Source organism: Shinella sp. G-2, assembly GCF_050172695.1.
GTDB lineage: Bacteria > Pseudomonadota > Alphaproteobacteria > Rhizobiales > Rhizobiaceae > Shinella.
Map to the genome: position 1 here is coordinate 574,482 of NZ_JBBEYH010000001.1, position 14,128 is coordinate 588,609.

Here is a 14,128-nt window from a genome sequence, read left to right on the forward strand (position 1 = left end):
CACCGTCAGCCGATCGGCTTCAGCCCCCTCTTGAAGCGCTGCCAGTTGCGCACATAGCTGTCGGCCGAGCGCTTCAGGCCCTCGACGGCTTCGCCGTCCAGCTCGCGCATCACCCGTGCGGGCGAGCCGACGATGAGGGAATTGTCCGGAAAGACCTTGCCTTCCGTCACCAGCGCATTGGCGCCGACGATGCAGTTGTTGCCGATGACCGCGCCGTTCAGCACCGTCGCGCCCATGCCGACCAGCGAATTGTTGCCGATGGTGCAGCCATGGATGATCGCGCCATGGCCGATGGTGCAGCCCTCGCCGATGACGACGGGCCTGCCCGGATCGGTGTGCACGACGACGCCTTCCTGGATGTTGGAGCGCGCGCCGACGATGATCGGCTCGTTGTCGCCGCGCAGCGTCGCGCCGAACCAGATGCCGACATCCTCGCCGAGGATGACCTTGCCGATGACATTGGCGTCCGGCGCCACCCAGTAGCGGTCGTCCGCCGGCAGGGTCGGGGTGCGGTCGTCGAGGGCGTAAAGCGGCATTGTTTCCTCCGGCGGTCTTGATTCCCGCCGCCACTCTAGCACCGGCGGGATGGGACGGGGAAAGTGCCGAGGGTGGTTTTTCCGCCGCCGATGGAGTATGAGCCCGGCCATGACGAACAAAGGCACATTCTACCGGCAGGCCGTTGCGACGGGGACGAAGATCTTCGCCACGGCGCCGATGATCGACTGGTCCGACAGGGCGTACCGCGTCTTCGCGCGCCAGCTCACGAAGAACGCGCTGCTCTATACGGAAATGATCGTCGCCGACGCGATCCTGCGCGGCAACCGCGACCGGCTGCTCGGTTTCGACGCCGTGGAACAGCCCGTGGCGCTGCAGCTCGGTGGCAACAGCCCGGAAAAGCTGGCCGAGGCGGCGCGGATCGGCGAAGGTTTCGGCTATGCCGAAATCAACCTCAATGTCGGCTGCCCTTCGGACCGGGTGCAATCCGGCACCTTCGGCGCCTGCCTGATGCGCGAGCCGGACCTCGTGGCCGACTGCGTGGCGGCGATGAAAGCGGCGGTGTCCATTCCCGTCACCGTCAAATGCCGCATCGGGGTCGACGACCAGGATCCGGAAGTGGCGCTGCGCGATCTCGTCACACGGGTCAAGGCGGCCGGCACGGACGCCGTCTGGGTGCATGCGCGCAAGGCCTGGCTGCAGGGGCTTTCACCGAAGGAGAACCGTGACATCCCGCCGCTCGACTACGGTCTGGTGCGGCGGCTGAAGGCGGAACATCCCGATCTCTTCATCGGCCTCAACGGTGGGCTTCACAGCCTCGACCAGGCGGTGACCGAGATGGAAGGCCTCGATGGCGTCATGCTCGGCAGGGCCGCCTATCAGGACAGCGGCATCCTGACGGGGGTGGACGGCCTGTTTGCCCATCCGCTTCTGGGCGGCAACCCGCCCGGCGTCTTTTCCCGCCCGCAGGACCTTCCGGCCGCCCATTGGGAAGCGGTGCGGGACGCCGTGATGACCTATGCGGCCGAGGTGATGGCGCGGGGCGGGCGGGTGGCGCATGTCACGCGCCACATGGTCGGCCTCTTCCAGGGGTTTCCCGGCGCACGGCGCTACCGGCAGATCCTGTCGGCCGACGCGACGAAGCCGGGCGCGGGGCCTGAGGTGATCGCGGCCGCCTTCGCGGCGGTCCTTTCGGCGCGGGCCAATGCCGAGGTCGGTACCGAGGTCAGCCCCGAGCCCAATACCGAGGCTGCGGAATAGCGCTTTCTGTGCATCGCCGCCGCGTCACCACAATTTCGTCCCCTCCGGATCGGAAAACGGCGTAAGGAAAAGACGAAGCAGTGCAGACGCAGGTCCGGCAAACGCGTGATGCGGGTTTGCCCCGGCGTGCGAAAGACGGAAGAAACAGACAGGTGGCCGCGTGATCGATCCCTACGCCATGCTCGGACTGGAGCGCGACGCCGATGACGGTGCGATCAAGACCGCCTACCGCAAGGCCGCCAAGGGCATGCATCCCGATTCGGGCGGCGATGCCGACCAGTTCGCCCGCCTGCAGGCCTGCTACGACCTGCTGCGCGATCCCGTGCGCCGCAAGGTCTTCGACGATACCGGCTTCGACCCGCAGCTCGCCGACCCGCGTGACCTCAAGGGCCTGATGCTGCTCGAGCCGCTGGTCAACGACGTCATTCTCGACGAGCGCGAGCCCGGCAGCTTCGACCCGCTGGCGGCGATGCGCCGCAAGCTCTCCGACGACATCGTCAAGAGCCGCTTCCACATCCTCGAACTGGAACGCCACCGCAACCGCGTGCGCCAGCACATCGACCGCCTCGGCCGCAAGCCCGGCACGGATTTCCTCGGCTCCATGCTGCGCGCCCGCTCGCAGTCGATCACCGAGGCGATCCGCAATGCGGAAGGACAGATCCAGGCCATCGAACAGGCCTATGCCATGCTGGAAGGCTATTCCTACGAACTGGCCGCGGCGCTGGAGCCGATTAAGGGCGAGGCGGCGGAGTAGGCCGCTCCGGCACGCGCAAGCGGCATTTCACGGCCGCATGCATGTCTCGCGCAAACGCTTCGTCGCTGACCTAAGAAGTCGCTGTTTTATATCGAGATCGGCGAAGCGGCCGGGTGCCTACCGCCCCGGCCGCCCCGTTTTCCCCTTGGTTCGACCCTTGCGCTTCGCCTCGGCCGGGTCCTCATAGCTCCCGACGCCGATCTTGCCCCGCCGCACCGGCTTGGCGTCTTCGGCGCCGGTTGCGCGTTCGGGTTGACCTTCGAGAAGAGGGGCGTGGCGCTTCTTGCTGGAGATGGCCTCGTCCGGGCGCTCGGGCAGGTCGCCGGTGACGGGTTTTTCCGTGCGGCCGACGGTCATTTCGTCGAGGGTGTTCTTGCGGAAGAGGGACTTGCCGGCCGGGGTGGCGACGTCGCGGCCCATGTCGTCGATGTCCGGCTTGCGGAAGAGCGGGCGCTCGGTGTCGGTGCCCGGTCCCATGTCGTCCAGGGAAGGTTTCTGGAAGAGGGAGGTCGAGCCCTGGGATGAGGGGGAGGCGCCGGATTTTTCGCCCTTTGCCGTGGCCTTTCCACTACCTTTCCCGCCTTCGGCGCTCGAGGCTTCCTGCCGCGCCATCGGGTCGTCCATGACGGCGAGTTCGGCGGCCTTGAGGCGCTTGATCTCGTCGCGGATGCGGGCTGCGGCCTCGAAGTCGAGGTCGGCGGCGGCGTCGCGCATCTGCTTTTCCAGCGCTTCGAGATGGGCCTTGAGGTTGTTGCCGACGAGGTGGCCGCCATCGGCAAAGCCCTTGCCGGTGACGCCGGAGATGTCGGCGCGGACATGGTCGCGCTCGTAGACGCTGTCGAGGATGTCGGAGATCTTCGCCTTCACCGATTCCGGCGTGATGCCGTTCGCCTCGTTATAGGCGACCTGCTTTTCGCGGCGGCGGGTCGTCTCGTCCATGGCGCGCTGCATCGAGCCGGTGATCTGGTCGGCATAGAGGATGACCTTGCCGTCGACGTTGCGCGCCGCGCGGCCGATGGTCTGGATGAGCGAGGTTTCCGAACGCAGGAAGCCTTCCTTGTCGGCGTCGAGAATGGCGACGAAACCGCATTCGGGGATGTCGAGGCCTTCGCGCAGCAGGTTGATGCCGACGAGCACGTCGAAAGCGCCCAGGCGAAGATCGCGGATGATCTCGATGCGCTCCAGCGTGTCGATGTCGGAGTGCATGTAGCGCACGCGCACGCCCTGCTCGTGCAGGTATTCGGTGAGGTCTTCCGCCATGCGCTTGGTGAGCACGGTGACGAGCGTGCGGTAGCCGGCGGCGGCGGTCTCGCGGATCTCGCCGAGCACGTCATCCACCTGGCTCTTGGCCGGGCGGACCTCGACCGGCGGGTCGATGAGGCCGGTCGGGCGGATGACCTGTTCGGCGAAGACGCCGCCGGCCTGTTCCATCTCCCAGTTGCCGGGCGTCGCCGAGACGGCGACGGTGTCCGGGCGCATGGCGTCCCATTCCTCGAAGCGCAGCGGACGGTTGTCCATGCAGGAGGGCAGGCGGAAGCCGTATTCGGCCAGCGTCGCCTTTCGCCGGAAGTCGCCCCGGTACATGGCGCCGATCTGCGGGATCGTCACGTGGCTTTCGTCGATGAAGATCAGCGCATTGTCGGGCACGTATTCGAACAGGGTCGGCGGCGGTTCGCCGGGGCGGCGGCCGGTGAGGTAGCGCGAATAGTTCTCGATGCCGGCGCAGGAGCCCGTCGCCTCCAGCATTTCCAGATCGTAGCGCGTGCGCTGCTCCAGGCGCTGGGCCTCCAGCAGGCGGCCGGCCTTTTCCAGCTCGACGAGGCGGTGCTTCAGCTCCTCGCGGATGTTCTTGATGGCACCGTTCAGCGTCGGGCGCGGCGTGACGTAGTGGCTGTTGGCGTAGATCTTCACCGATTTCAGATCGCCGGTCTTCTGTCCCGTCAGCGGGTCGAACTCGGTGATGGCGTCGATCTCGTCGCCGAACATGGAGATGCGCCAGGCGGCATCCTCAAGGTGGGCGGGGAAGATCTCGATCGTGTCGCCGCGCACACGGAAGCTGCCGCGCTGGAAATCCATCTCGCGGCGCTTGTATTGCTGGGCGACGAGGTCTGCGAGGAGCTGGCGCTGGTCGAGCCGTTCGCCGACCTGCATCTGGAAGGTCATGGCGGTGTAGGTCTCGACCGAGCCGATACCGTAGATGCAGGAGACCGAGGCGACGATGATGCAGTCGTCGCGCTCCAGCAGGGAGCGCGTCGCGGAGTGGCGCATGCGGTCGATCTGCTCGTTGATCGAGGATTCCTTCTCGATATAGGTGTCCGAGCGCGGGACGTAGGCCTCCGGCTGGTAATAGTCGTAGTAGGAGACGAAATATTCGACCGCGTTTTCCGGGAAGAAGTTCTTGAACTCGGAATAGAGCTGCGCGGCCAGCGTCTTGTTCGGCGCGAGGATGACGGCGGGGCGCTGCGTCTCCTCGATCACCTTGGCCATGGTGAAGGTCTTGCCCGAGCCGGTGACGCCGAGCAGCACCTGGCTGCGCTCGCCGGTGTCCAGGCCGTCGACGAGGTCCTTGATGGCGGTCGGCTGGTCGCCGGAGGGCTTGTATTCCGTGACCATGCGGATCGGAATGCCGCCTTCCGACTTTTCCGGCCGTGCGGGGCGGTGCGGCGTCCAGAGCTTGCCGTCCTTGAACAGCGGATTGCCGCTCTCGATGAGCTTCGACAGCGCCTCCACGGTGGCAGTGACGCCGGAACCCTTGTCCAGGGCGGCGGCGTCTTCCAGCGACACGTCGAGGCCGGAGACCGGATTGAGGCCGGCGGCGGCGCGCGTCTTCGGGTCGGACGAGCCGCCGATGGAAACGCCGCGAGAGGTCTTCGAGACCGTTACCTGTTCGGTGTGGCGGCGGGCGGCATTCTCCACCGTCTTGCGGTGCTTGCCGGCCTTGGAGGCAACCTCGCGGCGGCTTTCGACGCTCGCGGCTTCCGCCTCGGCTTCGAGCTGCTTCACCCAGTCGGAGACGCTGCCGGAGATGGGGGCGCCTTCAAAGTCGGACTGCGGGGCTTCCTCGAAACCGGGGTTCGAGGCGGAGGGTTTTTTCGGAGATCTGGCCATGCGGGGAATATGGAGAGAGTCATTCCGAAAGGAAAGGGGTGAGGAGTACAAAAGGGAAACGAATTTGCCATGCTCCCCGGCCGTTATTCCAGAAGCGGAGGGGCTGTCATGGATGCGATTAACGAGACGGCATTGATGCCGAAGGAGACGGCGCTGGAGGATCTGCGCGCGGCCGTTACGACCTACAACACGGTGCGGCCGAAGGTGGCGCGGGACATGTATGTCCGCATCGTGCTGATCTTCGGTGGTTTTCTGGTTCTGTCCGCCGTTCTGCTCTACGGCATCTGGACGAGCATGAAGGGGGATTTCATCGGCATCGCCGCCGGCCTGCTGCTCTTTCTCGGCGGGGTCGTCTGGAAGCTCGTCACCGCGCCGGCCCGGCAGTTCCAGCAGACCCTGCGCGACCGCATGCTGCCGCTCGTCTTCGGCTTCGTCGAGGAGGTGCGCTATGTGCACGGCGCGACGCCGCGCTTCATGGATGCCATGCCGGGCAAGGAGTTCGTGCCGCGCGATCGCGGCGTGCATGGCGACATGATCGTCGGCACGCATGAGGGGCTGACCTTCACGCTTTCGGAAACGGAACTGAGCACCGGCAGCGGCAAGAGCAAGCAGACGACCTTCAAGGGCGTGATCTTCTACTTCCAGCGCGAGCAGGAATTTCCCGGTCTGCTTCTCGCGGCGCGCAAGCCGAACGCGGTGCATCGCTTCATGAGGGATCTCTTCGGCGGTTCCTCGATGGCGCTGGTGACGAGCGGCAATCCGGAGGTGGACGCCTCGCACGAGTTCCGAACCAGCCGTCCCGATGCGGCGACGCCCCTGGTGCAGGGCACGCTCGCCAAGGCGCTCGACTATCTCGCCACGGAATGGCGGGACGATGTGGTGCGCCTCGCGCTGAGCGGTCCGGACTGCTATCTGCTGGTGCCGACGAAGAAGGACTTCTTCGAGCTTCCGCCGGTGGATACGCCCATCGATTTCGACCGCAATATCCGGCCGATGATCCGCGATCTCGTGACGCTGCTGGCGACGGCGCAGTTGGTCAACAAGATCGGTTAACCGAAGCGACATCGCTCCGGTGTCGGCCTCTATGCTTCGAGGCCCGTCAAAATCTTCCGCAGTTCGTCCGCCACATGCTGCACGGCGCGGTCCTTGTCGCGCCGGCGGTGCCAGGCAAGGTGCAGGGGGAAGCCTCGCACGGGGATGGGCGGCGGGACGAGGTGGAAGCGTTTCGCGGCATCCGACGGCAGGGTGTGCGCCGGCATCATGGCGATCAGGTCGCTGCCCTCCAGCAGGGGCGGAACCATCAGGAAGCTCGGCACGACGATGCCGACGCGGCGGGCCTTACTGAGCGCGGCGAGCTGGTCGTCGAGGGGACTGCGCGTGTCGCCGCGGCCGGAGATAAGGATATGCGGGAAGGCGAGCCAGCGGTCGAGGGAGAACTCCTCGGCGGCGGGATGGTCCCTGCGCATGGCGACGACGTAGTGCTCGTCCAGCAGGGTCTCGCAGTGGAAGGCGGCTTCGTCGATGGAGGGGAAGACCGAGAGCGCGATGTCGCTGGCGCCACGGGCAAGAGAGTCCAGCGCCGCAGGCGCGCCGTGCCAGGGCTGGATGACGAGGTCGATGCCGGGGGCGGAGTAGGCGAGCGCGTGGTGCAGCGGGCCGGCGACGATGATGCCGGGGTGATCGGCGGTGGTGATGCGCACGGTCTGGCGGATCTCGGACAGCGGCTCCTCCGGCGCGTCGACCACGGCGGCGATGCCGACGAGGAGGGCCTTCAGCGGATCGCGCAGGGTCTCGGCCTTCGGCGTCAGGCGCATGCCGCCCTTGCCGCGCTCGAGCAGCGGATCGCCGAAGAGATGACGGCAGCGGTCGAGCGCGCTGGAGGTCGCCGGCTGGGAAAGGTTCAGCTTGGCGGCGGCGCGCGAGACATGGGCTTCGTCCAGCAGGGCGTCGAGCACGACGAGAAGGTTGAGGTCGATCGATCTTAAATTCATGAGATGGATAATATCATATATAAATCATCCATTGGAATGATTTTACTCGGTGAAGCATCCTCGGCGCGTCAACACAGGAGACGACGCCATGAGCAAGACCTTGATCCTTCTCTTCCATCCCGACCTCAACCGTTCGCGCGCCAATGCGGCGCTTGCCGGCGCGGCCCGCCGCCTGCCTGAGGTCGAGGTGGTGGACATGTATGCGCTTTATCCGGACGGCCAGATCGACGCCGACCGCGAAGTGGCCCGGCTGCTTTCGGCGGACCGCCTCGTCCTCCAGTTTCCGATCCAGTGGTATTCAACGCCGCCGCTGCTGAAGGCCTGGCAGGATGCGGTGCTGACGCGCATGTACTACATCGCCTACAAGACCGAGGGCTGCCGGCTGGAAGGCAAGCCGCTGCTGGTGGTGGCGACGGCCGGCAACGTGCCGGAGGCCTATGCGCCGGATGGCGCCAACAAGTTCACCATGGCCGAGCTTCTGCGCCCGCTGGAGGCGACGGCGCATCGCTGCGGCCTGCCGTGGCAGCCGCCGTTCCTCGTCTACCGTGCGGACAAGCGAGACGATCTCTCGCTTCACAGCGCTGCGAAGGACTATGCGGCGATCCTGGAAACCTGGCGCCGGCAGGACAGGCAGCGCTTTCTCGTGGAGGCCTGGGGCTAGAGTTTGTCAGGGAAAAGTGGGAACCGGTTTTCCTGAAAAGACGCCCGCTATTTACCGGAGACGCCGCGGCCGATGCGGGCGGCGTGCTGGGTGAGCCAGTGGGGGATATCGGCCGCCGGCATAGGGCGGGCGAAATGGTAGCCCTGGGCGTGGCGGCAGCCGAGCATGCGCAGCACCTCGGCCTCCTCCTCGTTTTCCACGCCTTCCACGACGATATCGATGGACAGGGCATGGCCGATGCCGATGAGGGCGGCAATGAGCGCCTGGTTCTCGCGGCTGGTGGCGATGCCGGTGACGAAGCTGCGGTCGATCTTGAGCCGGTCGATATGCAGGCTGACGAGATAGGCGAGGGAAGAATGGCCCATGCCGAAATCGTCCACGGCGAGACGGAAACCGGCCGCCTCCAGCCTGGCGAGTTCCGCACCGGCCGCCTGGGTGTCGAGCGTGGCCTCCTCGGTGATCTCGATCTCCATCAGCGCCGGAGGAACCGCGTGCTGGCGGACGATCTCGGTCAGGAGGCGCGACAGCGCATCGCCGGAGAATTCGCGCGGCGAGACGTTCACGGCTACGGCGGCCTGGGGCAGGCCGAGGCGGGGCAGGGTGCGAAGCAGCTCCGCGGCGCGGGTCGCGACATAGCCGGTCAGCACCGTCGAGATATGCAGCGCTTGCGCGGCGCGCACGATATCCGGTGGCGCGACGGCGCCAAGCTCGGGATGCGTCCAGCGCAGCAGCGCCTCGAAGCCGGTGACCGCGCCCGTGGCAAGCTCCACCTGCGGCTGGAAGAACACCTGCAACTGCCGGCGTTCGATCGCCTCGGTCAGTGTCGCCTCGATGAGACGCTGGCGCTCGATGCGGGCTTTCAGTTCCGGATTGAACAGGCCGAGCCGGCGGCGCCCGCCTTCCTTTGCGGCGTAGAGGGCGATGTCGGCGCTGGCGAAGAGCGCGTCGGCCGTGTCGCCGTGCTGCGGATGCAGGGCAAGGCCGGCGCTGGCGCCCACCGTGACGGGCCGGTCGCCGATGAGGATCGGGTCGCCGGCCAGCCGCACGATGCCTTCACCGATCTCGCGACCCCGTACTTCCGCCGTCTCGCCTTCGACGATGACGGCGAATTCGTCGCCGCCGAGGCGCACGACGGTGTCGGTCGGGCCGACGAGGCTGGCGAGGCGGCTGGCGATTTCCACCAGCACGGCATCGCCCGCGCCGTGGCCCATCGTGTCGTTGATCGCCTTGAAGCGGTCGAGGTCGATGGCGAGGAGGGCGAGCGTATCGGCGGTCGGGGTTTCGTCGAGCAACGCGCGCAGACGCTGGTTGAACAGGGCGCGATTGCCGAGGCCGGTCAGCGGGTCGCGGTTCGCGAGCGAGGCGAGCTGGTGATAGGACTGGCGGATTTCCGCATTGGCATCGGAAAGCGAGGCGGCGAGCGCCACCGCCTTCAGCCGGTCGATCTGGCTGCGGATGAAGCTGGCTTCGCTGAGCTGGCTGGCGCGCAGCATCATGACGGCGAGCAGCAGGGCGTCGGCGGCGATGACGAGGGCGTCCGTCGTGCCGGCGGCGAGCAGCGAGACGAGGGCCGAGAGCAGCGGCGGGCCGGCGAAGAGCAGGGCCGTGCGGGCATAGGCGGTGCTCTGCATCAGCGAGCCGGCGCAGATGCCGCCGATGATGAAGATGAGATAGGGATTGGGGCCGCTGGCGACCTGCGTGCCGATCAGCGGCGGCAGGCTCCAGGCAAGGCCGCCGCCGATGGCGCCGAGCGACAGAACGCCGAGCGCGCGCCTCGGCCGCTCCACCGCGCAATTCAGCCGCCGCACGATGCGCACGCCGATATAACGCGCGACGTTGATCGCCAGAACGGCAGATAGCCACAACAGGGTTTCGATATTCGGACCATCCATCCACAGCACGGCGGCAGTGGTAGCCGCAAGAAAGCTGTTGGCGATGAGCGACAGCACGATGCCGTCCAGCACGGACAAGGCCTGTGCGGACAGAATCTGGCGTCTTGTCGGTTCATCCACCGGCATCAGCCGGCTTGCATCGGTCATTCTCGCTCCCGACCCGAAAGTCTCGCCGCTTTGTGCGGTCCGGAATCAGAACGCGACCTTCTCGCGGCCTGATGGGGGCGGATGGTGTGGGGCTGGGCATAAGATTATCTTAACAGGGGATCGCGAGAATCCATGAGGCTGCGGACTTGACGGCGGCTGCGAGGCGGTTATGCCAGCCGTCGGTCTTCCGGCGATTTCGGTTTTCTCCGAATCGCGGAAGCATCAGCCTTCGTGTCTTCTCGCCGTTCCAGACGCTATCGCCTCACACCGTTGCCGGACCGGCTTCTATTTCAGGAATCACCGATGCCCTTCAGCCTCACTCCCGCGGCCGTCTGGCCGATCGTGCTGCTCTGCCTCTCCAACGTCTTCATGACCTTTGCCTGGTACGGGCACCTCAAGTTCAAGTCCGCGCCGCTCTTCGTCGCGGTGCTGGCAAGCTGGGGCATCGCGTTCTTCGAATATTGCCTGGCGGTGCCGGCAAACCGCATCGGCCACGAGGTCTATTCGGCCGCGCAGCTGAAGACGATCCAGGAGGTCATCACCCTTCTGGTCTTCGCCGGTTTCTCGGTGTTCTGGCTGAAGGAGAGCCTGACCTGGAACCACGCCATCGGCTTCCTGCTGATCGCGGCCGGCGCGGCCTTCGTCTTCAAGGGCTGATTGCGCCAGCCTTCCGGTCTTGTCGCATTGTCCAGTCGAAGCCCTGCGCTTCGACTGGCCATGCTCTATTCCAGCATGTCGAAGGCGCGGAAGATCCAGCTCAGCTGATAGACGATGCCGAGGGTAACGAAGACGGTGTGGAAGCGCCGGTTCGCCGTCCAGGCCGCGATGAGGCAAAGCACGATGAAGACCGCGTTGCGGACCGGATATTCATAGCCGAAGGAGCCGAAATAGGCCTCGCCCTTCAGCGCCGTGTCGAGCAGGTCGACGGCGAAGACGAGCGCGAAGGCGCCGAAAAACCACCGGCGACGGGAATAGAAATAGTCCTCGTAGCCGGCATAGTCGTCCAGGGTCGTCGGGAAGAGCAGGACGGCGAGCAGGAAGAACAGGCAGCAATAGCTGATGAGGAACAGGTAGACGCCGAAGCCTATGGCCGTCAGCGCCTGCAGGCGGAACTCCCACCACCAGAAGTGCAGCAGGAAGAGCAGCAGGAAGGCCGCCCAGGCGAGGTGGACCGGATAGGCCTTCAGCTTGCCGGGATGCTGGATGAAGAGGGCGATGCCGGTGAGGATGCGCGCCACGCTGAGGCTGACGACCATGCCGATGACGACGCGCACATGGCTGAAGATGGCGGGATCGGGCGCGGCGTGCTCCATGGCCCATGCGTCCTATTCGACCGGGACGGGCGTCGGCTGTCCCTTAGCGTCGAGGGCGACCATGACGAAGGTGGCGGCCGTCACCTTTTCCAGCGTCGTGGTGAGGTAGCGCTGGGCCCAGGCCTCGACGATCAGCGTGATCGACGTGCGGCCGACGCGGGCGATGTGCGTGTAGATGCTGAGCGTGTCGCCGATCTTCACCGGAAGCTCGAAGGCCATTTCCTTCACCGCCGCCGTGACGACGCGGCCGCGGGCGCGCTCGGCGGCGCGGATGCCGGAGGCCAAATCCATCTGCGCCATCACCCAGCCGCCGAAGATGTCGCCAGCGGCATTGGCATCGCCCGGCATGGCGAGCGTGCGAAGGGTGAGCTGGCCGTTCGGCGTCTTCGTCTCGGTCATGCGGGGTCCTCTCTCCTCTTTCCTCCGATCTAGCCGAATGCGGGCGAGGGCGGAAGAGGCGGGGGCATTTCCGAGTATTTTCAATCTCTAAAAATTGATGATTGCAATTTTAGATGATTTTAAAGGGTTTCCCGGATTTTCGATCCCCGGGAGCACTGTGTTCCTGACGGTGGAGGAGAGCCCGGTGAAGAATTTCAGAATATCCACGCGCCTGTCGTTGCTTGTCGGCCTTGCCTTGACCATCTTCGCAGCGGCGCTTGTCTACACCCTCTACCACTATCAGGACGCGATGGTTGCCGAGCGCAAGTCGAAGCTCGCCGCCATGGACGAGAATATGCTGACGCTTTTCAAGTATTATCATGAGCTTGAGACCGCCGGCACGTTGACGCGCGAGGAAGCGCAGACCCGGGCGAAGGATGCCGTGCGCGCGCTGCGCTACGAGACCAGCGGCTACTTCTGGATCAACGACATGAGCGCCGTGATCGTCATGCATCCGATCAAGCCGGCGCTCGACGGTACGGACCAGTCCGGCATGGCCGACCCGACCGGCAAGAAGATCTTCACCGAATTCGTCAAGGCCGTGAAGGCAAGCCCGACCGGACAGGACTTCGTCGACTACTACTGGCCGAAGCCGGGCTTCGAGGAGCCGGTGCTGAAATATTCGCATGTCGCGGGCTTTGCGCCCTGGGGCTGGATCGTCGGCACGGGCGTCTATGCGGACGACCTGGCCGCCATGTTCCGCAGCAACGCCATCGGCATGGCGATGATCCTCGCCGCCGGCGGCCTTCTCATCATCGCCGCCGCCTATGCCATCGTGAAGAGCGTCACCCGCCCGGTGCTCAGCCTCAAGGCGGCGATGCAGGCGATTGCCGACGAGGACGTTTCGAAGGACGTGCCGGAGACCGACCGCAAGGACGAGATCGGCGAGATGGCCAAGGTGGTGTCCGTGCTGCGCCAGTCCGTCGCCGAGCGCGCGGAACTGCGGATCCGCGAGGGCGAACAGCAGGCGCGGCTGGACGACGAGCGCAGCGAGGGCGAACGCCGCCAGCGCCGCGTGAGCCAGGGCCAGACGGATGCCATGCAGACCGTCGGCGAGGCGCTTGAGCGGTTGGCGAACGGCGATCTGACGGTCTCCATCGACAGCATCGCGCCGGAATATGCCAAGCTGCGCGAGGACTTCAACCGCGCCGTCGACGCGCTCTCCAGCGTCATCAATGCGATTGCCCACTCGACCGACATCGTGCATGGCAGCGCCAGCGGCATCGCCGAGGCGGCCAACAACCTCTCCTACCGCACCGAGCAGCAGGCGGCTTCGCTGGAGGAAACCGCGGCGGCGCTCGACGAGATCACCGCGACGGTGCGCAACGCGTCCGAGCGTGCCTCCGAGGCAAGCCGAATGGTGGCCGAGACGAAGCAGTCGACCGGCCGGTCCGGCACGATCGTGCGCGACGCCGTCGCCGCCATGAGCCGCATCGAGGACGCCTCCAGCCGCATCAGCCAGATCATCGGCGTGATCGACGAGATCGCCTTCCAGACGAACCTGCTGGCGCTCAACGCCGGCGTCGAGGCGGCCCGTGCCGGCGAGGCCGGACGCGGCTTTGCGGTCGTGGCGCAGGAGGTGCGCGAGCTTGCCCAGCGCTCGGCCAATGCGGCCAAGGAGATCAAGGGCCTCATCAGCAATTCGGCGGCGGAAGTCGGCACGGGCGTGGCGCTGGTGCGCTCCACGGGCGATGCGCTCACCGAGATCGAGACGCTGGTCAACCGCGTGAACGATCAGGTGACCTCGATCGCAACCTCCGCCCGCGAGCAGGCGACCGGCCTTGCCGAGGTGAACACGGCCGTCAACCAGATGGACCAGATGACCCAGCAGAATGCCGCGATGGTGGAGGAGACCAACGCCGCCGGCCAGACGCTGACCCAGGAGAGCGAGCATCTGAAGGTGCTGCTCGGCAATTTCCGGCTGAACGCAGCCGGAGCGGCCGCCCCCCGGCGCCGCGCCGCATAAGCAAAAGACAATCTCCGGATGGCTTTACCCCCGGCGCCCCAGGCGTCGGGGTTTTTCATGTCCGGTGGGGCGGACGGGAAGACTTCCTTTACCCTGTTGCGCG

At 66.1% G+C, this 14,128-nt stretch carries 12 protein-coding genes; 6 read left to right on the forward strand and 6 right to left on the reverse strand.

The genetic code is table 11. The features are described 5' to 3' along the window. Positions 1–5 precede the first annotated feature (5 nt). Positions 6–536: a gamma carbonic anhydrase family protein gene (locus V8U06_RS02895; RefSeq protein ID WP_427139417.1), complete on the reverse strand. Its 531-nt coding sequence runs from the start codon at positions 534–536 to the stop codon at positions 6–8. 109 nt (positions 537–645) lie between these two features. Here V8U06_RS02895 and dusA point away from each other — a divergent pair, with 109 nt between their 5' ends. Then, the gene (gene dusA, locus V8U06_RS02900; protein WP_427139418.1) at positions 646–1,755 is read left to right on the forward strand and encodes a tRNA dihydrouridine(20/20a) synthase DusA; all 1,110 of its coding nucleotides are present in this window, start codon (positions 646–648) and stop codon (positions 1,753–1,755) included. A gap of 178 nt (positions 1,756–1,933) precedes the next feature. Next, the gene (locus V8U06_RS02905; RefSeq protein ID WP_427139581.1) at positions 1,934–2,509 is read left to right on the forward strand and encodes a DnaJ domain-containing protein; all 576 of its coding nucleotides are present in this window, start codon (positions 1,934–1,936) and stop codon (positions 2,507–2,509) included. 117 nt (positions 2,510–2,626) lie between these two features. On the opposite strand, the gene uvrB is transcribed toward V8U06_RS02905, so the two are convergent. Next, a complete protein-coding gene (gene uvrB, locus V8U06_RS02910) occupies positions 2,627–5,617 on the reverse strand; it encodes an excinuclease ABC subunit UvrB (RefSeq protein ID WP_427139419.1) in 2,991 nt (996 codons plus the stop codon). A 108-nt stretch (positions 5,618–5,725) separates the two neighbouring features. Between uvrB and V8U06_RS02915 the strand changes: the two genes are divergently transcribed. Then, positions 5,726–6,670, forward strand: coding sequence for a DUF3137 domain-containing protein (locus V8U06_RS02915; protein WP_427139420.1), 945 nt, complete (start codon positions 5,726–5,728; stop codon positions 6,668–6,670). Between the two features lie 29 nt (positions 6,671–6,699). Here V8U06_RS02915 and V8U06_RS02920 read toward each other — a convergent pair whose 3' ends face one another. After that, entirely contained in the window at positions 6,700–7,608 is a 909-nt protein-coding gene (locus V8U06_RS02920) for a LysR family transcriptional regulator (protein ID WP_427139421.1), read from the reverse strand. 88 nt (positions 7,609–7,696) lie between these two features. Between V8U06_RS02920 and V8U06_RS02925 the strand changes: the two genes are divergently transcribed. Next, positions 7,697–8,269, forward strand: a complete 573-nt coding sequence (locus V8U06_RS02925) for an NAD(P)H-dependent oxidoreductase (protein ID WP_427139422.1) — start codon at positions 7,697–7,699, stop codon at positions 8,267–8,269. Positions 8,270–8,316: 47 nt separating this feature from the next. On the opposite strand, the gene V8U06_RS02930 is transcribed toward V8U06_RS02925, so the two are convergent. Further along, a complete protein-coding gene (locus V8U06_RS02930; protein ID WP_427139423.1) occupies positions 8,317–10,308 on the reverse strand; it encodes a putative bifunctional diguanylate cyclase/phosphodiesterase in 1,992 nt (663 codons plus the stop codon). A 303-nt stretch (positions 10,309–10,611) separates the two neighbouring features. Between V8U06_RS02930 and V8U06_RS02935 the strand changes: the two genes are divergently transcribed. Next, a complete protein-coding gene (locus tag V8U06_RS02935) occupies positions 10,612–10,965 on the forward strand; it encodes a DMT family protein (RefSeq protein ID WP_226918762.1) in 354 nt (117 codons plus the stop codon). Positions 10,966–11,030: 65 nt separating this feature from the next. Here V8U06_RS02935 and V8U06_RS02940 read toward each other — a convergent pair whose 3' ends face one another. Both V8U06_RS02940 and V8U06_RS02945 read right to left on the reverse strand, forming a co-directional pair. Further along, positions 11,031–11,621, reverse strand: coding sequence for a hypothetical protein (locus tag V8U06_RS02940; protein ID WP_427139424.1), 591 nt, complete (start codon positions 11,619–11,621; stop codon positions 11,031–11,033). Positions 11,622–11,633: 12 nt separating this feature from the next. Next, on the reverse strand, positions 11,634–12,020 hold the full coding sequence (locus V8U06_RS02945) for an acyl-CoA thioesterase (RefSeq protein WP_427139425.1): 387 nt from the start codon (positions 12,018–12,020) through the stop codon (positions 11,634–11,636). Positions 12,021–12,204: 184 nt separating this feature from the next. Between V8U06_RS02945 and V8U06_RS02950 the strand changes: the two genes are divergently transcribed. Then, positions 12,205–14,025, forward strand: coding sequence for a methyl-accepting chemotaxis protein (locus V8U06_RS02950; protein WP_427139426.1), 1,821 nt, complete (start codon positions 12,205–12,207; stop codon positions 14,023–14,025). Positions 14,026–14,128 lie beyond the last annotated feature (103 nt).

Coding starts and splice junctions, on each gene's coding strand:
- V8U06_RS02945 (WP_427139425.1), bottom strand. CDS start 12,020: ATGACCGAGACGAAGACGCCGAACGGCCAGCTCACCCTTCGCACGCTC.
- uvrB (WP_427139419.1), bottom strand. CDS start 5,617: ATGGCCAGATCTCCGAAAAAACCCTCCGCCTCGAACCCCGGTTTCGAG.
- V8U06_RS02935 (WP_226918762.1), top strand. CDS start 10,612: ATGCCCTTCAGCCTCACTCCCGCGGCCGTCTGGCCGATCGTGCTGCTC.
- V8U06_RS02915 (WP_427139420.1), top strand. CDS start 5,726: ATGGATGCGATTAACGAGACGGCATTGATGCCGAAGGAGACGGCGCTG.
- dusA (WP_427139418.1), top strand. CDS start 646: ATGACGAACAAAGGCACATTCTACCGGCAGGCCGTTGCGACGGGGACG.
- V8U06_RS02930 (WP_427139423.1), bottom strand. CDS start 10,308: ATGACCGATGCAAGCCGGCTGATGCCGGTGGATGAACCGACAAGACGC.
- V8U06_RS02925 (WP_427139422.1), top strand. CDS start 7,697: ATGAGCAAGACCTTGATCCTTCTCTTCCATCCCGACCTCAACCGTTCG.
- V8U06_RS02940 (WP_427139424.1), bottom strand. CDS start 11,621: ATGGAGCACGCCGCGCCCGATCCCGCCATCTTCAGCCATGTGCGCGTC.
- V8U06_RS02895 (WP_427139417.1), bottom strand. CDS start 536: ATGCCGCTTTACGCCCTCGACGACCGCACCCCGACCCTGCCGGCGGAC.
- V8U06_RS02905 (WP_427139581.1), top strand. CDS start 1,934: ATGCTCGGACTGGAGCGCGACGCCGATGACGGTGCGATCAAGACCGCC.
- V8U06_RS02920 (WP_427139421.1), bottom strand. CDS start 7,608: ATGAATTTAAGATCGATCGACCTCAACCTTCTCGTCGTGCTCGACGCC.